Origin of the sequence: Bdellovibrio sp. (assembly GCF_047637665.1) — a bacterium.
Taxonomy (GTDB): domain Bacteria; phylum Bdellovibrionota; class Bdellovibrionia; order Bdellovibrionales; family Bdellovibrionaceae; genus Bdellovibrio.
Map to the genome: position 1 here is coordinate 89,236 of NZ_JBLJBT010000040.1, position 23,934 is coordinate 113,169.

At 46.7% G+C, this 23,934-nt stretch carries 24 protein-coding genes; 15 read left to right on the forward strand and 9 right to left on the reverse strand.

Features of this window, described 5'->3' with window-relative positions; all coding sequences use genetic code 11:
• Positions 1-66: 66 nt before the first annotated feature.
• Entirely contained in the window at positions 67-435 is a 369-nt protein-coding gene (locus tag ACM64D_RS13530) for a KH domain-containing protein (RefSeq protein ID WP_415063756.1), read from the forward strand.
• On the opposite strand, the gene ACM64D_RS13535 is transcribed toward ACM64D_RS13530, so the two are convergent.
• Positions 374-979: a flavodoxin domain-containing protein gene (locus ACM64D_RS13535; RefSeq protein ID WP_415063757.1), complete on the reverse strand. Its 606-nt coding sequence runs from the start codon at positions 977-979 to the stop codon at positions 374-376. The genes ACM64D_RS13530 and ACM64D_RS13535 overlap by 62 nt on opposite strands.
• A gap of 161 nt (positions 980-1,140) precedes the next feature.
• On the opposite strand from ACM64D_RS13535, the gene ACM64D_RS13540 reads away from it, so the two are divergent.
• From ACM64D_RS13540 to ACM64D_RS13560, 5 genes are all read left to right on the forward strand, one after another.
• Positions 1,141-2,028: a 3'-5' exonuclease gene (locus ACM64D_RS13540; protein ID WP_415063758.1), complete on the forward strand. Its 888-nt coding sequence runs from the start codon at positions 1,141-1,143 to the stop codon at positions 2,026-2,028.
• A 177-nt stretch (positions 2,029-2,205) separates the two neighbouring features.
• Positions 2,206-4,581, forward strand: coding sequence for an endopeptidase La (gene lon, locus ACM64D_RS13545; protein ID WP_415063759.1), 2,376 nt, complete (start codon positions 2,206-2,208; stop codon positions 4,579-4,581).
• 188 nt (positions 4,582-4,769) lie between these two features.
• Entirely contained in the window at positions 4,770-5,432 is a 663-nt protein-coding gene (locus ACM64D_RS13550) for a PilZ domain-containing protein (RefSeq protein ID WP_415063760.1), read from the forward strand.
• Positions 5,433-5,511: 79 nt separating this feature from the next.
• Positions 5,512-5,844 carry a hypothetical protein gene (locus tag ACM64D_RS13555; RefSeq protein ID WP_415063761.1) on the forward strand — a complete coding sequence of 111 codons (333 nt, stop codon included), beginning with the start codon at positions 5,512-5,514 and terminating at the stop codon, positions 5,842-5,844.
• Between the two features lie 13 nt (positions 5,845-5,857).
• Positions 5,858-6,895, forward strand: coding sequence for an AI-2E family transporter (locus ACM64D_RS13560; protein WP_415063762.1), 1,038 nt, complete (start codon positions 5,858-5,860; stop codon positions 6,893-6,895).
• Between the two features lie 3 nt (positions 6,896-6,898).
• Here ACM64D_RS13560 and ACM64D_RS13565 read toward each other — a convergent pair whose 3' ends face one another.
• Positions 6,899-8,515, reverse strand: coding sequence for a fumarate hydratase (locus tag ACM64D_RS13565; protein WP_415063763.1), 1,617 nt, complete (start codon positions 8,513-8,515; stop codon positions 6,899-6,901).
• 469 nt (positions 8,516-8,984) lie between these two features.
• Here ACM64D_RS13565 and ACM64D_RS13570 point away from each other — a divergent pair, with 469 nt between their 5' ends.
• The 3 genes from ACM64D_RS13570 (at position 8,985) to ACM64D_RS13580 (ending at position 13,544) form a co-directional block, all read left to right on the forward strand.
• Positions 8,985-10,535, forward strand: coding sequence for an MFS transporter (locus ACM64D_RS13570; RefSeq protein WP_415063764.1), 1,551 nt, complete (start codon positions 8,985-8,987; stop codon positions 10,533-10,535).
• Positions 10,536-10,612: 77 nt separating this feature from the next.
• The gene (locus tag ACM64D_RS13575; RefSeq protein ID WP_415063765.1) at positions 10,613-12,472 is read left to right on the forward strand and encodes an LTA synthase family protein; all 1,860 of its coding nucleotides are present in this window, start codon (positions 10,613-10,615) and stop codon (positions 12,470-12,472) included.
• A gap of 97 nt (positions 12,473-12,569) precedes the next feature.
• On the forward strand, positions 12,570-13,544 hold the full coding sequence (locus ACM64D_RS13580; protein WP_415063766.1) for a universal stress protein: 975 nt from the start codon (positions 12,570-12,572) through the stop codon (positions 13,542-13,544).
• Here ACM64D_RS13580 and ACM64D_RS13585 read toward each other — a convergent pair.
• Positions 13,541-14,056: a LuxR C-terminal-related transcriptional regulator gene (locus ACM64D_RS13585; protein ID WP_415063767.1), complete on the reverse strand. Its 516-nt coding sequence runs from the start codon at positions 14,054-14,056 to the stop codon at positions 13,541-13,543. The genes ACM64D_RS13580 and ACM64D_RS13585 overlap by 4 nt on opposite strands.
• 540 nt (positions 14,057-14,596) lie before the next feature.
• Here ACM64D_RS13585 and ACM64D_RS13590 point away from each other — a divergent pair.
• The 3 genes from ACM64D_RS13590 to ACM64D_RS13600 all read left to right on the forward strand — a co-directional run bounded on the left by ACM64D_RS13590 (position 14,597) and on the right by ACM64D_RS13600 (position 17,516).
• Positions 14,597-15,223, forward strand: coding sequence for a TetR/AcrR family transcriptional regulator (locus ACM64D_RS13590; RefSeq protein WP_415063768.1), 627 nt, complete (start codon positions 14,597-14,599; stop codon positions 15,221-15,223).
• Between the two features lie 69 nt (positions 15,224-15,292).
• On the forward strand, positions 15,293-16,534 hold the full coding sequence (locus ACM64D_RS13595; RefSeq protein ID WP_415063769.1) for a voltage-gated chloride channel family protein: 1,242 nt from the start codon (positions 15,293-15,295) through the stop codon (positions 16,532-16,534).
• Positions 16,518-17,516: an NAD(P)H-dependent flavin oxidoreductase gene (locus ACM64D_RS13600; RefSeq protein WP_415063770.1), complete on the forward strand. Its 999-nt coding sequence runs from the start codon at positions 16,518-16,520 to the stop codon at positions 17,514-17,516. Before ACM64D_RS13595 ends, ACM64D_RS13600 begins: the two co-directional genes overlap by 17 nt.
• A 22-nt stretch (positions 17,517-17,538) precedes the next feature.
• Here the strand turns inward: ACM64D_RS13600 and ACM64D_RS13605 are convergent, their stop codons facing one another.
• Positions 17,539-18,021 (reverse strand): DUF4442 domain-containing protein, encoded by a 483-nt coding sequence (locus ACM64D_RS13605; RefSeq protein WP_415063771.1) that lies wholly within the window; start codon positions 18,019-18,021, stop codon positions 17,539-17,541.
• A gap of 240 nt (positions 18,022-18,261) precedes the next feature.
• Here ACM64D_RS13605 and ACM64D_RS13610 point away from each other — a divergent pair, with 240 nt between their 5' ends.
• Positions 18,262-18,474, forward strand: a complete 213-nt coding sequence (locus ACM64D_RS13610; RefSeq protein ID WP_415063772.1) for a hypothetical protein — start codon at positions 18,262-18,264, stop codon at positions 18,472-18,474.
• Here ACM64D_RS13610 and ACM64D_RS13615 read toward each other — a convergent pair.
• Genes ACM64D_RS13615 through ACM64D_RS13625 form a run of 3 tightly spaced genes read right to left on the reverse strand, consistent with a single transcriptional unit; the run spans position 18,471 to position 20,047 of the window.
• Positions 18,471-18,833 carry a DUF1634 domain-containing protein gene (locus ACM64D_RS13615; protein WP_415063773.1) on the reverse strand — a complete coding sequence of 121 codons (363 nt, stop codon included), beginning with the start codon at positions 18,831-18,833 and terminating at the stop codon, positions 18,471-18,473. The two genes, ACM64D_RS13610 and ACM64D_RS13615, sit on opposite strands and share 4 nt — an antisense overlap.
• Positions 18,830-19,645, reverse strand: coding sequence for a sulfite exporter TauE/SafE family protein (locus ACM64D_RS13620; RefSeq protein ID WP_415063774.1), 816 nt, complete (start codon positions 19,643-19,645; stop codon positions 18,830-18,832). Before ACM64D_RS13620 ends, ACM64D_RS13615 begins: the two co-directional genes overlap by 4 nt.
• 12 nt (positions 19,646-19,657) lie before the next feature.
• Positions 19,658-20,047, reverse strand: a complete 390-nt coding sequence (locus tag ACM64D_RS13625) for a hypothetical protein (protein ID WP_415063775.1) — start codon at positions 20,045-20,047, stop codon at positions 19,658-19,660.
• Between the two features lie 52 nt (positions 20,048-20,099).
• Between ACM64D_RS13625 and ACM64D_RS13630 the strand changes: the two genes are divergently transcribed.
• The gene (locus tag ACM64D_RS13630; RefSeq protein WP_415063776.1) at positions 20,100-21,341 is read left to right on the forward strand and encodes an MFS transporter; all 1,242 of its coding nucleotides are present in this window, start codon (positions 20,100-20,102) and stop codon (positions 21,339-21,341) included.
• On the opposite strand, the gene arfB is transcribed toward ACM64D_RS13630, so the two are convergent.
• Positions 21,338-21,742 (reverse strand): alternative ribosome rescue aminoacyl-tRNA hydrolase ArfB, encoded by a 405-nt coding sequence (gene arfB, locus ACM64D_RS13635; protein WP_415063777.1) that lies wholly within the window; start codon positions 21,740-21,742, stop codon positions 21,338-21,340. The two genes, ACM64D_RS13630 and arfB, sit on opposite strands and share 4 nt — an antisense overlap.
• Positions 21,739-22,203 (reverse strand): OsmC family protein, encoded by a 465-nt coding sequence (locus ACM64D_RS13640; protein WP_415063778.1) that lies wholly within the window; start codon positions 22,201-22,203, stop codon positions 21,739-21,741. Before ACM64D_RS13640 ends, arfB begins: the two co-directional genes overlap by 4 nt.
• A 126-nt stretch (positions 22,204-22,329) precedes the next feature.
• On the opposite strand from ACM64D_RS13640, the gene ACM64D_RS13645 reads away from it, so the two are divergent.
• On the forward strand, positions 22,330-23,913 hold the full coding sequence (locus ACM64D_RS13645; protein WP_415063779.1) for an Rnase Y domain-containing protein: 1,584 nt from the start codon (positions 22,330-22,332) through the stop codon (positions 23,911-23,913).
• The last annotated feature ends 21 nt before the right edge of the window (positions 23,914-23,934 follow it).

Here is a 23,934-nt window from a genome sequence, read left to right on the forward strand (position 1 = left end):
CTAAATCGACCAGTCTCTATTTACTCCGCTTTTAATATCCGAAAAGATCAAAAGAGCGGAGGATAAATGAGTAAATCTGAACTTCAAGTGATCGTTCTAAAAACCCCCAAAAGCACCCCCGACCAAGCGTCAGAGATGGATCTGGACAAGATTCGCGAAGACATCGCTCAGTATATTCGCGAGACCATCCGCCTTGTCTGTGGCTCCGACGCAAAACACTCCGTCACTTGGATCAAAGGAGACAAAACCACGGCTTATAAAGTTTGCGTTGAACAAAGAGTGCTTGGAAAAATCCTTGGCTCAAAAGGAAATCACATCAATGGACTGCGCACGCTCATCCAAGCTATGTGTGGAAGTCGTGGCTTTCGCGGCGTTATTGATGCCCCGGAGACGTTTGAGTACGGCTCGAATACTCCGAAGTTCTTGCCTCGCTAGGATGCTCTACCGAGCTGACAAAATCGAGGGTGAATTGAAGAACCTGGTCCCATTTGGTGTATTCATAGTCATAAGAAATATCAGTGTCTGAACCCGCCTTCTTCGCAATTCCCCTCATTATTCTTTTCAGAATCCAGTTGTACTTAGAGTATCTCAGGGCTCCCGCAAAAACCACCCATCGCCCGGGTCGCCACCCACTCCAAGTGAAGAAGTCTTCCACAATCCCACGCAACTCTTTTTGAACCGCATCATCATTTTGCAAAATTCCCAGGCAGACAGAAAAAAACGCCGTGGGTTTATTAGAAAGTTGTCGCGCGTGAAAACGCACCCATTTTCTGAGAGAACTCGGATACTTTCTCATATACACGGGAGCCCCCACCAAAATCCCATCGTATTTCTGAAGACTCTCGGGAGAACGAACCGCCTGACGACTATAAACGATATCGACGTTGTGACCTCGGGCCCGGATTTTTTCAGCCATGAACATCGCTATCTTTTCCGTCTGTCCGTATTCGGTTCCGTAGACGATCAAAAACTGGGACATAGCTCCCTCCTTTTGCACACCCTTTAATCAATATACTGCATTAAATCGCCCCAGCAAGTGCGATCCTCAAAGGACACAAGTGGCCAAAGGGCCGAAAATATTGAGAACCGGCAAATTATGTGTAAACTCAAAATCCCAATTAACAGCTAAGGAGCTTCGTTTTGGCATTTCGTTGGATCGGAAAATCACAAGATGGAAAGTCAGTCACTCTTCAACGCCTTGAAGGTTGTCCGATTGAGACCCCGCCGTACGCGACATCCGCTTGGCTAGAAAATAACGCAGATCTTATCCGTGTCGGTGCCGTTTTAGATGTCGAGACAACAGGCCTGAATCAAAATGAAGATAGCATCATTGAAGTCGGTCTACGCCAGTTTTCATTTAACAGAAATAGCGGAGAAATTCTGTCGCTAGGAAAGTCCTACTGCTGCTTTCAAGATCCGGGGCGCCCCATTTCGGCGGAAATTGTTGAGTTAACAGGGATCACCGATGAAATGGTTGCCGGACAAAACATTGATTGGAACCATGTAAGTTCACTTTTAGATGAAGCCAGTCTTGTCGTTGCTCACAATGCCCGTTTTGACCGCCCTTTTGTCGATCGAAAATCGAAAGCCTCTAAGGACAAGATCTGGGCTTGCTCCTTGAAGCAGATTGATTGGAGCAAAAAAGGCTTCACAAGCTCAAAGCTTGAACTTCTTAATATCTATCATGGCTTCTTTACTGACTCCCACCGCGCAATCAATGACGTGGATGCTTTACTGTATCTTTTGAGCCTGCCGGAAAACGATTCGAATAAACCTTATCTATTTGAACTCCTCAACAACGCTCGCCGTCCCATGACCCAAGTCATCGCAAGCGCGGCGCCTTTTGAAGCCAAAGATCACCTCAAAGGCCGAGGTTACAATTGGGATAATACAAATCGCTTCTGGTCCAAGTTCATCTTTAAGGATGAAGTCCCGACAGAGATGTCCTGGCTTGAAGACTGTGTTTATTGTGGCCCGTTTGGAGGAATGACTCGAGACATTCCTCTGGTGGATGGCTTTAAGAACTAAACTCTGATTTTTAAAAAGCTGAATTTAGTCCTCTTGTTTTCTTACATAAGGACCTCGTGCGCAGATCTTTTCAGCATCACGATGCTAAACTGGAACTGACTCCTCAACTTGACAAGATTGATATAGTGCTCATCTTTGTTACATTAACCCCTTTGTTGGGGGAAAAGTGAGGTCCTTATGTCATTCGTATCTGGGTTTGTGCCCGTTATTCCGCTTAAAAATTCCGTTTTATTCCCCGACATCAGTATGCCTTTGCGCGTGGGACGGGAAAAAAGCATTTCGGCTTTACAGAAGGCTCTTAAAGAGAATCATTGGATTGTTCTTTTAACTCAAAAAAATCCGCAAGTGCCTCTTGAGAAGATCGAAGATCTTTACTCCGTCGGCACTTTAGCCAAAGTCGAGTCGTTTCGCATTGATGAAGACGGCAGTTACAGCGTCTTCGTCAAAGCCCACCAACGCGTCCGAGTTGTCCAGAGCCATGACAAAGAAGGCTTCTTCGAAGTACAAAGTGAAGCCCTGGAAGATCGTGGGCAAATGGATAAAAAAACCGAAGAGGCCCTCTTAGCCAGCCTTCGCACGCTGAGTGAGGAAATGTTAACTCTGCTTCCCGGCAACACCCAACAAGTCAAAGACATGTTGACCGAGATCGAAGACCTTTCCACTCTCGCGAATATGTGCGCGGCTTATGCGGATATCTCTGTTCCCGAAAAACAGGAAATCTTAGAAATCCTGGATCTCAAAGATCGCACTTTAAAATTGCTTGATCGCATGCAAGAACTCAAAGAACGTCTTAAAATCCAAAGGGGCATTCGCGATAAATTAAATGAAAGCTTCCAGCAAACGCAGAAGGAAGCGATCTTGCGTGAACAAATGCGCGTCATTCGAGATGAATTAGGCGAAGGTGAAAACGGAAATCTTTACGGCAAATTCAAGGAACGTGTCGAAAAATCTGGAATGCCGCCCGAGGCCTTGGACTTAGCTCGCAATCAGTTAAAACGTCTTGAGACGATCAATTCCGCCTCCCCTGAATATCAAATGATTCGAACCCATCTAGAGCTGATGCTGGATCTTCCTTGGAATAAGTCTTCTCCTCAAAAAGAAATTGATCTTGAAGAAGCAGAACGAATTCTTCACGAAGATCACTACGGCCTGGATAAGATTAAAAACCGTATCATGCAACACCTGGCGGTGATGAAACTTCGTAAAGCCCATCAAGGATCTATCTTGCTCTTTATCGGCCCTCCGGGAGTTGGCAAGACCTCTTTAGGTAAAAGCATCGCTCGTGCCTTAGGTAAAAAATATGCTCGCGTCAGTCTGGGAGGCGTTCGCGATGATGCCGAAATTCGTGGGCATCGCCGTACCTATATTGGTGCACTCCCCGGTCGCATTATCTCAGCCATTAAAAAAGCCGGGGAAAACGATCCGGTCTTTATTCTTGATGAAATAGATAAATTGACCCGAGGGTATGGTGGAGACCCCGCTGCAGCAATGCTAGAGGTGCTCGATCCTGAGCAAAACAATACCTTCTACGATCACTACTTAGATACGCCTTTTGATCTTTCTAAAGTGTTCTTCATCGCCACGGCAAACTCTTTGGAAGGAATCCCCTTGCCCCTTTTAGATCGCATGGAAGTGGTCGACCTGAGTGGTTATACCATCGAAGAAAAAAAGCAGATTGCGCAGAAATATTTATGGCCGAAGCAGCTTAAAGAACATGGCCTGGATGAAAAATCACTCCAGATTACGGAGGCCGCATTAAACAAGCTTCTCACTCACTACACCCGAGAAGCCGGTGTGCGGGATTTACAAAGAAAGATCGCCACCATTTGCAAATTTATGAGTTTGAAGCTCGTGAAAACCACCGAAAAAACACTGACGGTGGACGAAAAAGATCTCGAAGACATTCTGGGTTCAGAACGATTTTCGTCAGATATGATCGAAAGTCTGCTTCCCCCTGGGGTCGTTACGGGCCTGGCCTGGACACCTGTCGGCGGTGACATCCTATTTATTGAATCCGCACAAATGCCAGGGACAGGGCAACTTTTACTGACCGGCCAATTAGGCGATGTCATGCAGGAGTCGGCAAAAATTGCTCTCAGCCTTTTGAAGTCTCGACTTCCGATTCTAAATCCATTGTTGGATTTTACGAAGAAAGACATCCATGTTCACGTCCCTGCGGGCGCCATCCCAAAAGACGGCCCTTCTGCTGGCGTGACGATGCTGACTTCGATCGCTTCACTTCTTTTGAATAAATCCGTTGATCCAAAACTGGCAATGACAGGAGAAATTTCCCTGCGCGGAAGTGTCATGCCTGTCGGCGGAATAAAAGAAAAAGTGATCGCAGCACACAGAGCCGGAGTGCGCGAGGTCATATTATGTAACAAAAACGAAAAGGACCTCAAAGAGATCCCACAGGAAATTCGTAAGGACATCCACTTCCATTTTGTAGAGGATGTGAACGAAGTCCTTAAAATATCTTTGGGTATTGATCTCCCCCGCTGGGACCAGGCTCTTTTAAATCCCCCTGAAACTCCGCTATTACCTGCAGGATAAACAAAACATCTCCCGGTCTTAAAGAGGTTAAGACCGGGAGCCTTCGCGTGTCTCATTTTGAGAAGTCACAACCTGACAGTGTTATGAATTCCTAGACAGTTGTTCACGAATTTTGAGTCAAATAAAAAGAAGACCTCTTTCGTGTTGGCTTCCACCTTGCTTTAGACCTTCGCATGGGAGGAAGTTACATGAAAACTCAGATCTTTATCGTCGGGACCACAGTCGTTCCGGGTCCACTAAAAAGAAATCAGGATTTTGAATGCTCACTCATTGAAAATCCCTACAATCTGCGCACTGCTCTAAACGAGGTGTTGGGGGAAAAAATCATTGTCGTGTATTTGCCCTTTTTGGAAATCCGTCATTTTGATATTTACGCCTATCTGCAAAAGAACAATCACAACGTAAAAACATTTTTTGTCGTGAACGAGCTTTCAAGCTCGATGAAGATAAAACTGAAAACACATCAAGAGTTTATTGTCCTTTGGAAAACGGAAGAAGGAAATCTCGCTCGGGACATTGCCGCCTATTTGGACGGAAAGAAGTTGGAGCTTCGCCAAGACAAAAGAGAGTCTCATGAAAATAAAGCTCTTTTAAGTCCCTCGATGCTCCCTTTGGGAAGTGAGAACAAGGGCTTTCAACCTATTCTTGGAGGCGCTTTTGAGAATATCTCCCTCAATGGCTCTTGTCTGAAGATCAAAGCCCCTTTTTACACCAAAAAAGATTTCATCAATTTGACCTATCAAAACAAGGAAGGTGAATACGTTTCCGTGGAAGGACAGATTCGGTGGACTCGCTGGGATGAGATGGAGCAAAGTCAGGAACTGGGGGTTCAATTCCTGACTCAAGGTTAACACCTGACGCCCTGCCTTGATAAAGCAACATATTGCCTCCCTCTCTAAACTGTGCGTTGATTGAGGGGTGGGAGGCTTTATGGTTAAGCTCTTAATTGCAATTACGACGTTCCTTTTGTCATTCAGCGCTTTGGCGTATCGCACCGTCTATGTCAGTGGCCAAGCAACTGAAAATACCTACTGCAATGCCAACAGCGGTTTTTTCTGCCTCGACAATGCCAAACGCCGTGCGGAATCAGAAGCTGAAAGAGACGCTCGCTGGAGTTGCGAAATGTCTTACCGGGGACGGGCCCTTACTTACACGACATCTCTTTATACCACCTGCAATCCTAGCTATCTTCCGCCAAACCACGACGGAACCTGGGTTTACTGCCGTTCTGAAGCGCGTATGCAGTGCGAAGTGAATGATTAAGGTTTAACACATCATGATCGAGAGTCTGAAAACAAAAGGGCCCCTGATTCGCTGGTTATTGTTTGGCGTCCTGCTGACGGCCTTTGTTTTTATCAATGGCCCTTTTTTGATGCCTCTGACGTTAGCTGGTATTTTTGCTTTAGGCCTCAATGACGTCATCATCTCCCTAAATAAAAAATTTAAAATGAATCACGGTCTTTGGGTTGGACTGACCCTGTTGGCGGGACTGGCGCTGTTCTGGATCCCTTTGTCTTTAGCCATCTATCGAATCATCATGCATATCAATGAACCTCAAACGTTAGAAACTGATCGTATCGTCGCCCAAATCCAGGCATTGAAGGACTTTGTTCTTGATGGTTTACAAAAACTCTCGCACTGGACGGGTGCAGACCTAGCAACACCCGCTCGCGGAATTTTAGAAAACATTCTTAAGAAAGTCGGCGAAATCGTCATCGCTTATTCCAGTCATTTCCTGGGACAGCTCCCGGCGATTCTTCTTGCCAGTTTTGTCTTTATGATTGTTTTGGCCTTGCTGCTGACAAAGGCATCAAAAGTGAAAGACTTCACTCTTACATACAGCCCCTTTAATACGGAAATGACTGAGACGTTGATTCTTGTTTTTAAGAAAAGTTGCTCCGTGACTTTGTTTTCAACTTTGGTCGTTGGATTGATTCAAGCAGGTCTCATCGGGCTTGGCAGTCTTATTTTCGGCGAAGGGGACTTCTGGCTGATTCTGACTATCACCTTTTTTGTATCCTTCATTCCCGTTATTGGCGCGGCCCCGATGGGCTATCTTCTTGCCTTGCTGGCCTTTCTCGGAGATCGAACGGGCCCTGCGATTGGAATGGCTGTGGTTGCCACTGTCGCAGGAAGTATTGATAATGTGATCAAACCTTTTATGGTTGGCGGGGAAAATAAAATCTCCCCGATCGTCGCCTTCACCTGTGTCGTGGGAGCCATTATCATGCTTGGACTTCCGGGCCTTTTAGTCGGCCCGGTGATTATGAATCTGTTTGTGGGGATCAGCCCGCTCTTATTGAAAGAACGCTAAACCTTATAGCTTACGAATGAACGACTTAAAAAAGTCGTTTCCTTTATCGTCCACGATAATGAACGCCGGGAAGTCTTTTACTTCAATCTTCCAAACGGACTCCATACCCAACTCTGGGAAATCCAGAACTTCCACTTTCGTGATACACTCTTTACCCAATCGTGCGGCAGGGCCCCCGATCGAACCCAAATAAAATCCACCGTATTGTTTGCAAGCCTCTGTGACTTGAGGACTGCGATTGCCCTTACCCAACATAATCATCGAAGCCCCCATACTTTGGAAGGTTCCAACGTAAGGATCCATACGCTCACTGGTCGTCGGCCCAAAAGAACCCGAAGCATAACCTTTCGGAGTTTTTGCTGGACCCGCATAATAGACGGCATAGTTTTTAAAATACTCCGGCACCCCTTCACCGCGATCGACTTTTTCTTTCAGCTTAGCATGGGCAATATCCCGAGCCACGATCATTGGACCGTTGAGCATCACGCGAGTTGCTACTTTTTGCTGAGACAAAACTTTCAAAGTTTCTTGAATAGGTTTATTCAAATCAATCTCAATCGCCTGCGCGCCCGCGTCTTGAAGATGATTCGGAAGATATTGCTCAGGGTGAAGTTCTAACTGCTCTAAGAAAATTCCTTCACGAGTGATTTTACCTTTAATGTTACGATCCGCAGAGCAACTCACACCCACGCCAATCGGGCAGCTTGCACCATGACGAGGCAGACGAATCACACGCACGTCATGCACGAAGTATTTACCACCGAACTGTGCGCCGATCCCCGTTTCGCGCGCCCACTGCTCGACTTGTTTTTCCATTTCAAGATCCCGATAGGCGCGACCACTGTCACTTCCCGACGTGGGCAGTCCATCGAGGTAACCGGCGGAGGCATACTTCACGATTTTCAAAGTTTCCTCTGCGGAAGTTCCCCCCACACAGAACGCCAAATGATAAGGAGGGCACGCCGCCGTCCCCAAGGAATTTAAAGTCTCACGCACGAACTTTTCAAATCCATCTGGATTCAATACAGCCTTGGTTTTTTGATAGAGGTACGACTTATTGGCGCTGCCTCCACCTTTTGCCAAGAACAAGAAATGATATTCATCCCCCTGCTCCGCATAGATGTCGATCTGTGCAGGCAAGTTAGTCCCTGTGTTTTTCTCTTCAAAGAAGGAGAGTGGCGCCATCTGAGAAAAACGCAGATTTCTTTTTTGATAGGTATTAAAAATTCCTTTAGAAAGAAATTCTTTATCATCGATTCCGGTAAAAACTCTTTCCCCTTTTTTCCCGACGACGATCGCCGTTCCCGTATCTTGGCACGAGGGGAATTCCATTTGCGCAGCGATGATCGCATTCTTCAAAAGATCCACCGCAACAAAGCGGTCATTCGGAGATGCCTCGGGATCTTTAAGAATTTTTTCCAATTTTTCCAAGTGCGCAGGACGTAAGAGATGAGACACATCGCTCAGGGCTTCCTGGGCCACCAGCTCCAGAGCTTCTGGCGCAATCACCAAAACCTCTTTGTCTCCCCATTTTTCAACGCGCACATGATCGGAAGAGATCTTTTTATATTGAGTGTTATCTTTTTGCTTTTCGTAGAGTGGAGAATATTTAAATGACATGCCATTGAAAGTAGCATTGCGTCGTTTCCGCGCGCAATCCTCGGTAAGGTGTGTTAGGTGGGCTTTTTGATGGGATCTTTTGAGCCGCGATCACGGCATTTTTGGGGACCGGGCGCTCTCCGCGTAAGAGAGGTGGTCAGGGACCTACCGAGGGTCGAAGGAGTTTTTCATTGTCTCCTTCTGAAACCCAACATATCGCCCTGGACCCATAAGCACAAACAGATAATATTTAGACTTTCCATAAGTTTTGCTTATACATAAATCCACCCCGAATAAACACAATTTGGGCGCCAATCTATGAAGATTTTGCAGCGTACCACGCCTCTTTTCCAAGGGAAACTCACTGTAGAAAAGGATCTCCATCTCCTTAACACAATCCTAAAAATTCGCAGAGCAATTCGACGGCTCTTTAGATTGCCAAGTTCTCATTTTTCTATTAGCTTCTCGGAAATTTTCTACTGGAGGCTCCATGGCGCTATTGCTGGTCAGCTTATGTCTTGCAGCGGTGATTACCCTGTACTTTAAGAACAACCCTTTAGGTCACACGCGCAAATTCATGATCCGCCGTTTCGTGAACTGGTTCCCTCTGGGCATGACCTACGCCTTCCTCTATATGGGTCGTTACAACCTGAACGTATCAAAGAATGCTCTGGGCGACATGATGACCAAAGAGCAGTTCGGTCTTATTTTCGCGGCTGGAACCATCACCTATGGATTCTCTTTCCTTCTCAATGGCCCGATCGTCGATAAAATTGGGGGAAAAAAGGGGATCATCATCGCTGCTCTTGGCTCTGCGGTCATGAATCTTCTAATGGGTGGAGCCACCTATTTATACCTCATGGGTCGCCTTAAAACGAACATGGTCTTGGCGTTCTCGGTTCTTTTCGCACTCAACATGTTCTTTCAAAGTTATGGTGCAGTTTCGATCATTAAGGTCAAAGCCTATTGGTTCCACGTACGAGAGCGCGGCGTTTTCGGCGCCATCTTCGGGACTTTGATCTCTTTTGGGGTCTATTTCGCCTTCGATTGGGGGCAAGCGATTGTGGAAGCATCCCAGCTTCAAATTGAAGGCACCAGAACCGCCTTCCAAAACTTCATTCAACACATCTTTGCTATTGATACCGGAACAACGAATGCGACTTGGTTGGTTTTCACCATCCCCGCTTTCTTGCTCATCTGCTGGGCTCTCGTCGACATGGTTCTTTTGAAGGACTCTCCTAAAGAAGCCAACTTCGATGACTTCGACACGGCGGACGCGTCTTCAACAGACGATGATGAAAAGTTGGATATCTCAATCGGCTTCATGTTGAAGAAGATCTTCACAAATCCCGTGATGATCACGATTGCCTTGGTGGACTTTACTTCCGGGGTTCTTCGTAACGGCATCATGCAATGGTATCTGGTTTTCGCTCACGAAATGAAAAATACCGATGTTTCTTTTTATGAAGGCTCAGAGTTCTTTATTAAAAACTGGGGACTTCTGCTGTGCTTGACCGGAATCTTTGGTGGATTCATGTCGGGAATCATTTCTGACCGCGTGTTCAATTCTCGCCGTGGACCTCCCGCCGCATTGAACAATGCCCTTATGATTGTTCTTTTAATTATCATGGCCTTCTCTCTGATGAGAAATCCTACGGTTTTGGGGATTGCAGCCATCATGATCACTTTGGCAGTTATCGGAGTTCACTCTTTGATGTCAGGAACCGCAGCCGCGGACTTTGGCGGTAAAAAGATGACAGCGACAGCCTCAGGCATCGTCGATGGATGCGTTTACTTGGGAAGTGGTATTCAGTCATTGGCGATCGGCTACTTGGCTCACAAAGATTGGCACTATTGGCCTTTGTTCCTTTTGCCGTTCGCGGGAATGGGTTTGTTCCTTTCAATCAGAATGTGGAATGAACTTCCAGCCGCAACCAAAAAGTATATCCTCGAAGTTGAAAAGGCAGAAATCAAAGCCCAAGGAAAGGGAGCTTCGGCAACAGCCTCCTCCTCGACAGATCCTGCCGGAGTTCCAAACTAGAGGCTCCAAACTTGTGAAATCTAAAAAAAGCCCACTTCCCAGTGGGCTTTTTTATTTTTCTCGTTTAATGTGACCCTATGTCTTTCCTTGTTTCATCTGCTCGTTATCTATCTCGCCTTGTTATCCTCGGTCTGGTAATGCGGTCCTTCGTCGCTCTTTACCTGAATCTTTGGGATTTTTCTGCGCCCGAAAGCTTTGCTAACACCTTGGGACCGTTTTTGTATGGCTGGCATTTTGATCTCGCCATCGGAAGTTTTTTCTATTTACTTCTTTATGGAAGCTCTTTGCTTTTTGGTTTTTCAACCAAGACCTACTCACGTCTTAACTTTTTGCTTTTATTGACCTACACGGTTCTTGTGACCGTCGACGCCCTTTATGCAAAGGAATCCGGACGACATATTTCCTATGAGGTTTACAACCTCTTTACCATTCAAGGTTCTTTCGGAGGACTTCTTAAGCAATATTGGCTTCAGTTCTTATTTGCTTTCCTCGGAGCCTCTTTCGTCAGCAAGTTCTTCACTCCTCACTATAAGCCGGTGCAAGGCTTTTTTAAGCGCGGCCTGGCTCTCTTTTTTACTCTCGCCATAAGTGTCATTTTCGCGCGTGGTTTTGAGGGGATTCCGCAAGACCCCTCTTGGGCCTATCGCGCCGGGGGCGGCAGTAAAGGGGCCACCTTGGCGATGAATGGTGCCTACGGAATTCTTTGGGCCTCTTTTGCCGGAAAAAAATCCAGCAAAGAAACCATCTTCGTGCCGGAAAATATTCCCAGTGAAGAGATCTTTAAAAAATGGAAATCACTAAGAGGCATTCCTAAACCTTTGGGCACTTTCGACGGCAACATCGTCATTGTTTTTGTCGAAGGCTGGCCTGGAGTTTATGTTGATAAAAAAGTGGGAGAGACTGAGGTGCTTCCCTTTTTTAATTCTCTTCGCAAAAGATCTCTTAGCACGGATCTGATGCTGGCCGGAGGTCATCGTACCACCGAAGGTCTTTTTGCGACCCTCTGCAGCCTTCCCAACCCACCGGGGAAAAGTATTATGTTTTCTGAAATTGAAAACAAAGACTTCACTTGTTTCCCTCAGTTACTAACCAAGAAAGGTTACAGTTCTGCGTTCTTCCAAGGTTCTGACCAGTTTACCAGCGGCGTTGGTCTTTTAGCATTGAAGACGGGATTCCAAGAGTCCTACGGCAAACGGGAAATTCCTCATTGGCAAACGATCGAACAGAATGCCTGGGGTGTTTTCGACCAAGATCTTTATAAATTTACCATAGAACGAATGGACCACATGCCAGAGCCCTTGCTTATTGGGCTCAATACCAACACCACCCACGACTTGGCATTACCGCAGGGAGTTCGCCCGGCCTTTGGCGAAGAAAATCAATCCACTTTACATCTCAGTGTCACTCATCATGCAGATAAAGAGTTGCGAGATTTCTACGAGGCCCTGCAAAAACGCAAATGGAAGAAAGACTGGCTCTTTGTGGTTCTTTCTGATCATACCAGTTTTGCTGCCGATGGAATTTTCGAACACTACTCCATTCCTTTTTTGATGAAATATCACCGCGTTCATTCATCTCACAAAAGCACAGCGCCTTTTGCCGAAAAGATCCTGCCGGGAGCTTATTCTCAAAATGATGTCGGCGCCACCATTGCGGATCTGACGGGCTCTGTCGCACCGGAATTTTTAGGCCGCTCCCTGCTTCGTCCTCAGGAATTTTCCGAGGGCGCCAGCATCTTCCATCTCGGTCAGTCAGTGTGGTTTGAAGGCCCCTGGGCCGTGGTTTTCAATATTCGCGATTTTAACAACAAAAGATGTTACCACTGGAAAAACGATATGACCTTCCACTATCAACTCCCCTGCCCCGCAGAGGGAGATGATATGTATCTTCGCGGGCTCAGTTTCTTAAAAGAGTCACAGGAAGACCTTTTCAAATAACAACGACCCCTTTAAAATCTCTTGTATCCTAACAGTCTTCCTGAACAGCTCTTTTTTCCGTAGAACCTTCAGAACAAAATAAGTCGTGGGAGGTTCTATGAAAATCATCTGGGCCATTGACGCATTTGAAGACAACAAGGAGCTCAATCAAAAGATGGCGGAGTTTATCACCCATCTGCACGAGGCCACCCATGCGGAAGTGGAACCGTTGTATCTTCTGCGAGAAAATGAAATTGTTCTTCCCACCTATGAAGTCCCAACCTGGGTGACCGACCACTCCCGCACAGCAGAATCTCTTTTTCGTGAAGTCCTTGCCGACTACAATCTGACATTTCTTTCAGAAGCCAAAGTGATTCCTCACGCTTCACAGTCTCACGCGGGAACCGCTGAAACCCTGTCCAACTATGCCGAAAAGGCGAAAGCAGATCTCATCGTGGTCGGCAGTCATGGCCGCGAAGGATTTCAACGATTCATCCTGGGAAGTTTTGCTGAAAGCCTTTTGCAACAGTCCGAAATCCCCGTCTGTGTTATTGGCGGCCATGCCAGCCAAACAAAGACGACAAAGAAGATTCTCTTTCCGACAGAGTTTGGCGAACACTCAAAAGATAATTTTCGCCATATTTTAAATTTAGCAAAAAGCCTGAATGCCGAGATCCTTTTGCTTCACGCCATTGCTCGGCCGATTGAAAGTCTGTTTGACCTCGATACACGACCGCGCGTTTACAACTACAAAGGAAGAATGCTGACCTTAGAACAAATTATTGAGCATCAGATAGAAAACCAATCACATCGCGCCCAACATTGGACTGACTGGGCGGCAAAAGAAGGCGTCGTGGGGCACTTCTTTATCGACAGCACCTTTAAGCCCGTGGACGAGCTTATCTTAAATGCCATCAATACTCATGAAGCGGACCTTGTGGTCATGGAAGCACAGAGCGGCCCGATGAGTGCCGCTCTGTTAGGAAGTTATACCCGCAATGTCGTACGTAAAGCTCCCTGCCCGGTTTACGTTCTTACCCGTCACTTCTATGACAAACAAGAAGATCGCTTCACCGAGACCCCGGCCCCTTAGGCGCGCACCTGCGATGGCCGCATGGAAGCCGGTAGCTTCTTATAGATATTGTTGAGATGAGTCTTCAACGTCGCTTTTGAGATAAACAATTTTTCTGCAATGGCCGCATTGGTCATTCCCTGCATTACCATTTGCATAATTCGAAGTTCACTCTTCGTGAGGCCCTTTTGTTTAAAGAACGCCTCTTGTTTAATAAACTTATCCTGATCCTCATCCAAAGAATAAAGGAGTGTGGTAATGGTCTGACCATCATTCACAATCAAGGCATCTACTTTATGCCCTTCAACCTCTGTTCCCTTAAAGAGCTTCATCCCTTCAGAGATCGCCGAACATTCTTCCACCTGATGATAGAGCCTCATGCAGGTTTTTCCGCACTGCTGCCCAACCATCAAGCCACACGTCTTCACTGAGTTGTCGTTTTGAAAGAGTACGCGCTTTTCTTGGTCTTTAACGCATAGACCCAATTTACTTCCAAGATTTAAGAAATGCTTAGTGCTGTCTTCGCAAGCCACAACATCCTCCTCATGCCCATATCATCTCCGGCATTTGGGTGGATGTCGATGATGCGCATCATGATCTTAACAATTTTTTAATCAATTTTAAGGCACTTTGAAATGTGAGGTCACACAAGAAAATAGGCATTTGTGCTGCGACATTACCCCTATATACATATAGATATAAGGGCTCAAAAATAGCGATAATAGTTGAGGAATAATTGCATGTCTGCAATGTACCTTAAAGAAATGATCGAGAAAAAACAGTATACGAACCCTTAAAATCAGAAAATAAATCTAATATTCAACACAGAATGTATTAATTTATTCTTATTTATGCTGTTTTTTGATTACTATCCTGCAATTTTTCGTTAAATATCGTGTTTGAACAAAAGTAAGACTATAGTTTGTATCATTTTGTTAAAGTTCTGTTAAGACGTACTCCCTAGGGGGACCAGGGGATCATATAATAATACTTTATTACATAGTATTGAATATTGCCCCCCAACGACCGAATATGAATACGAGCAAAGTTACAAGCCTCGAAAGGAGGACATTATGGGTGCAGCACCTATCACTCACACTAATCCCGAAAAAAGATACATGCTCAAAATCCCCGTCCAAAAGCGTTCTAAAGAGACGGTGGCGAGCATTGTGGAATCCTGCGCACGTTTGCTAGTACAAGAACCCTATCATGCCATTACGACAGACAAGATCGCCGAAATGGCGGGGGTTAGTATTGGATCCCTTTATCAATTCTTCGCGAACAAAGAGGCCATTGTGGCCGCAGTTATCGATGACCTTTTGCAAAAGGACCTTGTTTATATCGAGGAAAACCTAGCAAAACTGCAGACGACAGATTTGGACTCAAAAGTTCACGCTTTCATTGATATTGGATTCACGAGATTCCATGACAATCGCCCTCTCAGAACAGCTCTTCAGGGAGTTCAGGGCATGCTGGACTACTGGGACACGCGTCGCGTATTTTTTGAGCACTACCAGAAAGCAGTGCTTGCTCATATGCCGGCCATCCCAGGTCGTGATCGCGAAATGATCGCTCTTTTTATCGTCAGCTGCTTTAACAATATTCTACAGCTTGCGCTTTTAGGCCCTCAAACCCCTGAACGGGAAGAGGCCATCAAAAAAGAGGTCTTCGTTCTGATCCGACGCTACTTAAATCCTTAAAAATATCTTGCTTAAGCAACCCCTCCTCGTATCCTGAATCTACCTGAACTCGAGGAGGGGGCCTTTTTTTTGAGCACGCGACGAAATCCCTTAAACATACAACTGAGACTTTTTCCCGATCTTCTTTTGTGGCTGCTCGTCTCTTGCCTCGTCGGCGTACTTGCCGGGACCGCCTCTGCCGGTTTTCTATTCGCCCTGGAACTCACCACCCAAACTCGCTTAACAAACCCGTGGCTTCTTTACCTTTTGCCTTGGGCAGGAATACTCATTGCTTTCATTTACTCTCGCTATGGCAAAAATACGGACGCAGGAAATAATTTACTAATTGATGAAATTCACAATCCCCAAAAAGTCGTCCCCGCCCGAATGACCCCCTTTGTTCTTGCGGGAACTTTACTCACCCACTTATTCGGAGGTTCCGCCGGAAGAGAAGGCACTGCTGTTCAAATGGGGGGCTCTTTAGCGGACCAACTCACACATCTTTTTCACTTTGATCCCGAAAAAAGAAAAACCCTTTTGATGGCGGGAATTTCTGCCGGATTTTCTTCGGTTTTTGGAACTCCTTTGGCTGGAGCTCTCTTTGGACTTGAAGTTCTGGCTATTGGCAAACTTCGCTATCAAGCGATCCTTCCTTGTTTTATGGCTGCCATCGTTGCCGACCGCGTTTGCACATCCTGGGGTGTTCATCACAGCACATATTCAATTCTGGGAACCCCAGACCTTTCCGCATTGAACATCCTCTGGAGCCTTGTTGCTGGGATTTGCTTTGGACTTTGTGCTCTTTTGTTTTCCCAGAGCAGTCACCGTTTAACTAAACTTCTCAAAAAGACTTTTCAATCTCCCCTATGGCGAGCCTTCCTCGGTGGCATCACCATCATTCTGGGCACTCTTCTTTTAGGAACAGATCGCTACTTGGGCCTGGGCCTAGCGCCGATCGCCGAAAGTTTTATCGGGCCGGTGCCTATTTATGATTTCCTATTAAAAATGATCTTCACCTTAGTCACCTTGAGCTCGGGCTTTAAAGGAGGCGAAGTCACACCTTTGTTTTTTATTGGAGCCACCTTGGGAAATGCCTTAGCCTGGATACTTCCCCTCCCCGCCAGCCTTCTTGCGGGAATGGGTTTTGTCGCCGTCTTTGCGGGAGCTGCAAACACGCCGCTGGCCTGCATGGTGATGGCGCTTGAAATTTTTGGAACAACACCTGGAGTTTACACGGCTCTTGCCTGTATCATGAGTTATATCTTTTCAGGACATTCTGGCATCTATCATTCGCAAAGAATTGAGGTCTACAAACATGCTCAAAAAAATTAAAACTCCTTTCTCAGATTTAATGCAGATTGATTTTCCTATCATCGCGGCCCCGATGTTCTTAGTGAGCAACACCGATATCGTCACTCAAGCCAGTGAGTGCGGGGGCATCGGGACTTTTCCGGCCTTGAACTATCGCCCGATTGAAAAATATGCGGAGGCTTTAAAAACCATCAAAAGCCAAACAAAAAAGCCCATCGGCGTAAACATCATCGTCAACAAAAGTAACACGCGCCAAGATCAGGATCTAAAAGTAGCTTTGGACCACGGCGTGGAGCTTTTCATCACGTCCCTGGGAAGCCCCAAAAAAGTGATTGAAGAAGCGCACAAAAATGGCGCGAAAGTTCTTTGCGACGTGACTAATTTAGAACACGCTTTAAAAGTTCAAGACATGGGGGCGGACGGTGTCATCGCCGTGGGCGCTGGGGCCGGCGGTCATGCGGGTCCCATTTCACCATTGGTTCTTATTCCTTGGCTTAAAACACGTCTGCAAATTCCCATCATCGCCGCTGGCGGTATTGCCCATGGCTCGATGATCTCTGCCTGTTTGGCTTTAGGGGCTTCGGGCGTCAGCATTGGAACTCGCTTTATCGCCAGTCGTGAAGCTCAAGTGGATCAGGCTTACAAAGAAGCGATTTTAAAATCAACTCCGGAAGATATTGTGATGACCACACGAGTTTCAGGAACTCCAGCGGCCGTCATCAACACACCCTATGTTCAAGAGCTAGGAACAGATCTTCCTTGGGCGATGAAGATTCTTAAAGATCATAAGTTAACCAAAAAATATATGGTTCCCCTGATTCACCTCATGGGCATGAAGTCCCTCGAAGAAGCCGCAACCAAACCTACCTGGAAAACCGTGTGGACGGCGGGACAATCCGTGGGCCTGGTCGAAGAAATCCTTTCGGTGAAAGAGATTTACCAGAAGCTGATTGAAGAATATGAAGAGAGCGTAAGACAGCTTGCCAGCTTGTCTGTGGAGTAAGCCTACACAGACAAGTCACAATTTAAACTGTTTTCAAGGAACGGTTTCTTACCGACAACGTCAACTCATAGGTCATCACAGGCTCCGTCGGATGAGTCTTGGGAACAACCGCGTAACCTTTGAGTTTTCTTTCTAAACGATTGGGATTGGTCTTTGCTTCTTCAATCAAAGCCTTCACCGCTTCCACTTCATCACAGATGAAATGAACATCTCCGTCGGCGCGCTTGATGTATTGGCCGGAAAAATCCTTAAAGATAAAATCAATTTTCTGCTTACTTTCAGTGATCGCCACCACCGCAGCCGCCGCGATGGACAACTCAGCACCAATTCCCAAAGCGCCGAAATACATCGAGCCCAGATGATTCTTGGTCCGATAGGACAGAGGAATTTTTAGGATGAACTTCTTATCTCCGGCCTCCACCACTCGTGGGCTTACAAACAAAACCAGAGGAATTTTTAGAAGACCATAGAGATTTACAAACGCCGTTAATTTGAGATTTTTCATGTTCATAATTTAATACTAAGACTCGAGACCAGAGATGGACTAGCACTTTCAAACAGCGAGAAGATATTTTGACTAAATGCACCAAAGAGGATTTAATGATCTTAGACAGGCAGTCCGTGAAAAAATCCCCGCATTGTAAGTTCTCACTCCCTCCTTCTCACGGACTCCTGCCCTTTTCCTTGACCCCTTAACCTAAGCCCTTTAAAGGAGAGGTGTTGCAGGTAAGGGGCCTTTCATTTTATGGATCCAGTTCCAACAAAAACAAAATTTTTAGATCGTTGGACACCCAAGGTTGTGCGGGAAGCAAAACAAGTTTTCCGCGAGTCGGGCCTTAAAGGAGTCATCCGTCGTTACGGATGGAAGTTTTTTGCGGCCTTTTTCGCCTATTATCTTATCCGTGACATCACTCTTTACATTCTGATTCCGTGGTATTTTGCCACGAAGTTTATCTAAAGTTCTATTCCAAGAAAGAAGCTGGCCACGAGGGCCATAAAGACGGCAAACGCCATGAGTGCCAGGCGATAATCTTTTTGTTTTACAAATAAAATCCCGGTCATCAGGACGCGCACCAAGGGCAACGTGACTAAAACACCCAGCCCCGCAAAGGAAAGCAGCAATGCGCGGTCATTCATAATCAAAGCCCACTGAATACTTTCAGAAAGAGACTGCGGTTTATATTCAGAATAAGAGGTTAAAACATCCCCGCCCTGAGCCCACATCCACAACCATCCCACAAGCAAAAGCATCCCCGCAAAGAGAACTCCCGCACGCAAAAGATGACTGATCTTCAATTCCAGCTCATGCAAACTCATGACAACCCCTTCACGATCATCTGAAGGGAGACCACAACTAAAACCACCACAAAGATCTGTCGAATCCGTTTTGCTGGCATACGCACCATGGCTTTAGCCCCTAGGAACGAGCCCAAGATAATTCCCACAGCCACAGGAGCGGCAATTTGCGGCTGAATATCGCCGCGTAAAAGATAAGCCCCCGCACTGGCCGCGGCCGTCACCCCGATCATAAAATTCGAAGTGGCGGAGGACACCTTAATGGGAAGCTTCATCGCTTCATCCATTGCGAGAACTTTAAAAATTCCACTGCCGATCCCAAGCAGAGCTGAAAGAACACCTGCCCCAAACATCGCAAACAAACCCAACGGCACTTGTTGTACTTTGTATTCCACCCAACGTTCATTGCTCTCGGGATAAGCTCCATCGAGTTTCAACGATTCAGCCCACGGGTGATTCTTGGCGCCTAAATATTCTTCTCTTCTTCGCAACATCATCAACGCTGAAAAAAGAAGAAAGAAACCAAAAAGAAAAAATAGAAACTTAGTTTGAATATACGACGAAATCAAAAACCCAACAATCGCCCCGGCCACCGTGCCAATTTCAAGAAAAACTGCCAGACGCAAATTCGTGAGTGAATCTTTAAGATAGCTGGCCGCCGCCCCCGAAGACGTCGCCACAATAGAAATCAGGCTGGCCGCGATCGCATAACGAATGTTGACGTGATAAAAAAGAGTCAAGACCGGAACGATGATGATACCGCCCCCCAAACCGAGGAGAGCTCCCAAGAAACCTGCCGCCACCGCTGTAAAAAGAAGAAGGATCTCTAACATGTCCCTTGTGACCTATTTGGGGCACTCATAGAGACGTACCAGACGTGCGCCGAAGTAAGTTCCCTTCTTGGTGAACTCCCAAGGGGGATACGGCAAGAACACGGCTTCGGCACATTGCCCTGGCTGTGCAACAGCCCATTGGCGATCCTCTGAGGACGCCGTGTAGATATCACCAGTTTTTTTGTCTTTGATCCCAATCGCAAAAGAGAAAACTTTAGATGTGATATCTGAATCAGAGCGAGATACTAAGGCCACCGGAATTTCAACTCTCTCAACGCCCGTAATCTCTCCGACGACGGTTTTAGAGAAAATCACACTGTAATTCGCCATGATGATCCATAAAAGACCGCCCACGACGAGTAAAACTAGAACAAACTTCGTAAATTTCCAAATAGTTGCCATAGAAATGGATTATCGGTTAGTTTGAATATCGTCAACAAAAAGGACCCCCACCGTGTTTTCAAGACAAGAAAAGCTTCTCCTCGGAATCCTCGCCACAATCCAATTTAGCTCCATCGTGGATTTCATGATCATGATGCCTCTGGGGCCCCAACTGATGCGGATGTTCTCAATCAATCCTCATCAATTCGGACTCCTTGTGTCATCATACACTTTCAGTGCGGGGATTAGTGGCTTCTTAGCCTCTTTCTTCATGGATAAGTTCGATCGCAAATCCAGCCTGCTCTTTTTCTTCGTGGGATTCTCGTTAGGGACCATCGCCTGCGCTCTGGCCCCCACCTATGAGTTGCTGCTTTTTGCGCGCGGCCTGACTGGAGTCTTTGGGGGTGTTTTAGGATCCCTGGTCCTTGCCATCGTCAGCGACTCGATTTCTTATGAGCGTCGCGGAAGCGCCATGGGCGTCATCATGACGTCTTTCTCTATGGCCTCGGTTCTGGGTGTGCCTTTCAGTCTTTTTTTGGCAAATCAGTATTCTTGGCATGCGCCGTTTTTGTTTTTAGGAGGAATCTCGTTGCTTCTTTGCGGAGTGATTTGGTTCTACATCCCACCCATGCGCTATCACCTCGCAACTAAGCGAGCCAAAGAGCCCCCTCATCGCATCTTGACTCGCATTTTGCACAACCAAAATCAAAGACGCGCCCTATTCTTTATGTCCTCGGTGATGTTTGGTCACTTCGCCATCATTCCTTTTCTTTCCCCCTCATTAGTGGCCAACGCCGGGATGACAGAAGCTCAACTTCCTTTGATGTACATGGCTGGTGGCCTTTGCACGATCTTCTCTTCACCTTTTATCGGACGTCTGTCAGATCGATTTGGAAAACATCGCGTGTTTTTATGGGGAGCACTAGTAACCTTAATTCCCTACTGGGTCATCACCCATATGGGCCCAACGCCACTGTGGATTATTCTTTCTATTTGCGCGTTCTTCTTCGTTTCCTCAGGGGGACGGATGATTCCGGCGACGGCGCTGGTTTCTGGAACCGCCATGCCTCAAAATCGTGGCAGCTTCATGAGCATCGTCAGTTGTGTGCAACAATTGTCCTCGGCGGTTTCAAGTTATATCGCGGGTTTGATTGTGACGACAGGCCCTCAGGGACATCTGGATAACTACAATGTGGTCGGCTATGTGGCCGTGGTCTTTACATTCGTCGCGATCTATCTTTCGCGACGAATCCACGCAATCGAAGAGCCTTCTTTAAATGCCAGCGAAGGACATCTTAGCGAGCCCCTTATTTAGGTCCCGATTTTCTTTCTTAAAGACTTGATCTCTGCATGGATTTTTTTGGATTCAAGTCTTTTTCTTTGTGAACCACGAGTCGGCTTTGTGGCAATTCGTTTTTTGGGAACAAAAAGAGCTCGACGCAAAATTTCATGAAGACGATGAATGCATTCGGAACGATTCTGATCCTGGTCGCGATGCACGTCGCTGCGAATAATGAGATCACCTTCTTCCGTCAGTTTTCCATGCAGTTTCTGGGCAAGCTTTTCCTTTAATTCAGGAGCTAACACCTGAGACTCCCACAGATTCCAACGCAAAACAGCGGCAGAATTTGTGCGATTCACATTCTGCCCTCCCGGTCCCCGGGAGCGAACGTAAGTGAAATCCATCTCTGTAAAAGGAATCTGAATTGTTATCACGTCGTCGCAGTCTCAAAGTCAGCATGCCCTTCGCCGACTTTGCTCCCATTTAGAAAAACCTCATACACAATCGGCGACGCTTTCACGATCATGGCGCTCACCCCACAGTATTTCGTCATGGAAAGTCGAACGGCTTTCAAGACTTGCTCTTCTTTGATATCAGAACCGGACACGTGAAAGTGAAGTTTGACCTCCGAAAAAATAGAGGGATAGCCTGACGTTGTTTCCGTGTGCGCGTTCACTTCACAAGAAATAAGATTTAGTCTCATCTTCTGCAGAATAGAGACAACATCCATTCCAGAACACCCGCAAATACTGGCCAAAAGAATTTCTTTAGGGGTCGGCCCTTGGTCCTTACCACCCGCTTCGATTTTAGCGTCCATAACAAGCTTATTATCGCGAATTTGCGACTCAAAGCCCAAACCACCCAACCACTTCGTTTGACACTCTACGCGCCCCATCAGGGCCTCCTTCGTTCTGCTTTTAAGCTACAACCCATAACGCCAGAAGTAAAGAGATGCTCACAGTCAGGATCATTTGCGTTTCAAGCGCCGCAGAGTATAGACTAGGAGAGTTAGGAGTACCTTATGATTGCAATGATTGCTACAGCCTTACTTTCTTTGATCGCCGGTGGTGGCGCGGGCTGGGCCTTGCACAAGTTTTTCAATGCACGCACCTTACGACACGCTCGCGAAGAAGCTCAAGAGATCATTGGCGAAGCCAAAGAGATCGTAGAGCTCAAAGCTCTCGAAGAGCGGGAACGCGTCCAAGAAATCGAAATGGAAATGTGGACCAAAGTTGAACCCGACATGTTGAAGGTTGAAGGTCGCATTGAAGAACTGCAAGAGCTCGCCAATGAAAAGAAGTCCAAAGCGGATTCCATCGTGCAGGATGAAAAGAAAAAACTGCAGGAACGCGAAACGGATGTTAAAACTCAAGAGCAGGCTTTAAAGGGGCAAGAGGCCGAACTCAATAAACTCAAAGACGCCCAGAAGAACCTCAACAAAGACCTCGTGCAAAAACTGACCGAGCGCCTAGGAACCTCTGCTGAAGATTTCAAAACCCAACTGAAAAATCAGATGGAAGAAGAGACCCGCCGTCGTGCGGCCCGCTTTATTCAGGAATCCGAAGAGGACGTGAAAGAACATGCGGAAACTCGAGCCAAAAGAATTTTAAGTTTAGTTATTGATCGGTTTGCACGCCCTTACTGCGCGGAGCGTGGCATCGGCGCGGTGAATTTCCCGGACGCCCATATTCGTAAACTTTTCTGCGATCCCAATGGCAATAACATCAAGGCCGTTCAAGATGCTTGTGGCTGCGATATTATCGTCGAAGAAGGCATGGACATGGTCGGAGTTGCAGGCTTTGACCCTGTTCGCCGCGAACTCACCCGCCGCACCTTGGAACGTATTTTCAAAGAGAAGAAGAATATCAATCCTGATTTCATCAAGAAGATTGCAGAAAATCAGAAGAAAGAACTCTTTAAAAATATCAAACACGATGGGGATGCTCTCGCCAAGGAACTCAAGCTTGAGGGACTTAACGGCGAAATTCGCCAAATGATGGGATCTTTGCGCTATCGCTATTCCTTCACGCAAAATCAATACTTCCACTGTGGTGAAGTGGGCTGGTTGTCCGGCCTCATGGCTGCCGAGCTGGGTCTTGATATCAAAAAGGCGCGCCGGATTGGAATGCTTCACGATATCGGAAAATCGATGGACCACGTGATGGAAGGTGGCCACGCCGTGATTGGTGCGGACTTTATCGCAGCCCGTGGCGAAGCCGCCGACGTCGTTCATGCGGTCAAAGCCCATCACTTTGATGAACAACCCTCTACGGATCATGCTTTCTTGGTGATCGCCGCCGATGCGGTTTCAGGAGCAAGACCCGGAGCCCGTCGTTCAACCATTGAGTCCTACAATCAAAAAGTTTCTGAACTTCAAGATATCGCGCGCAGTTTCCCTGGCGTGACAGATTGTTTTGTCTTAAGCGGAGGACGCGAGTGCCGCGTTCTTGTGAACGGCAAAAAAGTCGATGACACTCAAGCCTTGGATCTTTCAAGAAAGATCGCAGCTCGCATTGAAGAAGAGTGCAACTACCCCGGACAAATCAAGGTGGTTGTGGTTCGAGAAACCGTTGTCACAGAGCAAACACGCAAAGAACTCGCATAAGACGCGAGTTCTTTCTGTCTT

Coding starts and splice junctions, on each gene's coding strand:
- ACM64D_RS13615 (WP_415063773.1), bottom strand. CDS start 18,833: ATGAGTTTGCATGAGCTGGAATTGAAGATCAGTCATCTTTTGCGTGCG.
- ACM64D_RS13550 (WP_415063760.1), top strand. CDS start 4,770: ATGAAAACTCAGATCTTTATCGTCGGGACCACAGTCGTTCCGGGTCCA.
- ACM64D_RS13610 (WP_415063772.1), top strand. CDS start 18,262: ATGGATCCAGTTCCAACAAAAACAAAATTTTTAGATCGTTGGACACCC.
- ACM64D_RS13530 (WP_415063756.1), top strand. CDS start 67: ATGAGTAAATCTGAACTTCAAGTGATCGTTCTAAAAACCCCCAAAAGC.
- ACM64D_RS13605 (WP_415063771.1), bottom strand. CDS start 18,021: ATGAAAAATCTCAAATTAACGGCGTTTGTAAATCTCTATGGTCTTCTA.
- ACM64D_RS13620 (WP_415063774.1), bottom strand. CDS start 19,645: ATGTTAGAGATCCTTCTTCTTTTTACAGCGGTGGCGGCAGGTTTCTTG.
- lon (WP_415063759.1), top strand. CDS start 2,206: ATGTCATTCGTATCTGGGTTTGTGCCCGTTATTCCGCTTAAAAATTCC.
- ACM64D_RS13625 (WP_415063775.1), bottom strand. CDS start 20,047: ATGGCAACTATTTGGAAATTTACGAAGTTTGTTCTAGTTTTACTCGTC.
- ACM64D_RS13575 (WP_415063765.1), top strand. CDS start 10,613: ATGTCTTTCCTTGTTTCATCTGCTCGTTATCTATCTCGCCTTGTTATC.
- ACM64D_RS13535 (WP_415063757.1), bottom strand. CDS start 979: ATGTCCCAGTTTTTGATCGTCTACGGAACCGAATACGGACAGACGGAA.
- ACM64D_RS13645 (WP_415063779.1), top strand. CDS start 22,330: ATGATTGCAATGATTGCTACAGCCTTACTTTCTTTGATCGCCGGTGGT.
- ACM64D_RS13560 (WP_415063762.1), top strand. CDS start 5,858: ATGATCGAGAGTCTGAAAACAAAAGGGCCCCTGATTCGCTGGTTATTG.
- ACM64D_RS13555 (WP_415063761.1), top strand. CDS start 5,512: ATGGTTAAGCTCTTAATTGCAATTACGACGTTCCTTTTGTCATTCAGC.
- ACM64D_RS13590 (WP_415063768.1), top strand. CDS start 14,597: ATGGGTGCAGCACCTATCACTCACACTAATCCCGAAAAAAGATACATG.
- ACM64D_RS13580 (WP_415063766.1), top strand. CDS start 12,570: ATGAAAATCATCTGGGCCATTGACGCATTTGAAGACAACAAGGAGCTC.
- ACM64D_RS13565 (WP_415063763.1), bottom strand. CDS start 8,515: ATGTCATTTAAATATTCTCCACTCTACGAAAAGCAAAAAGATAACACT.
- ACM64D_RS13570 (WP_415063764.1), top strand. CDS start 8,985: ATGGCGCTATTGCTGGTCAGCTTATGTCTTGCAGCGGTGATTACCCTG.
- ACM64D_RS13600 (WP_415063770.1), top strand. CDS start 16,518: ATGCTCAAAAAAATTAAAACTCCTTTCTCAGATTTAATGCAGATTGAT.
- ACM64D_RS13640 (WP_415063778.1), bottom strand. CDS start 22,203: ATGGGGCGCGTAGAGTGTCAAACGAAGTGGTTGGGTGGTTTGGGCTTT.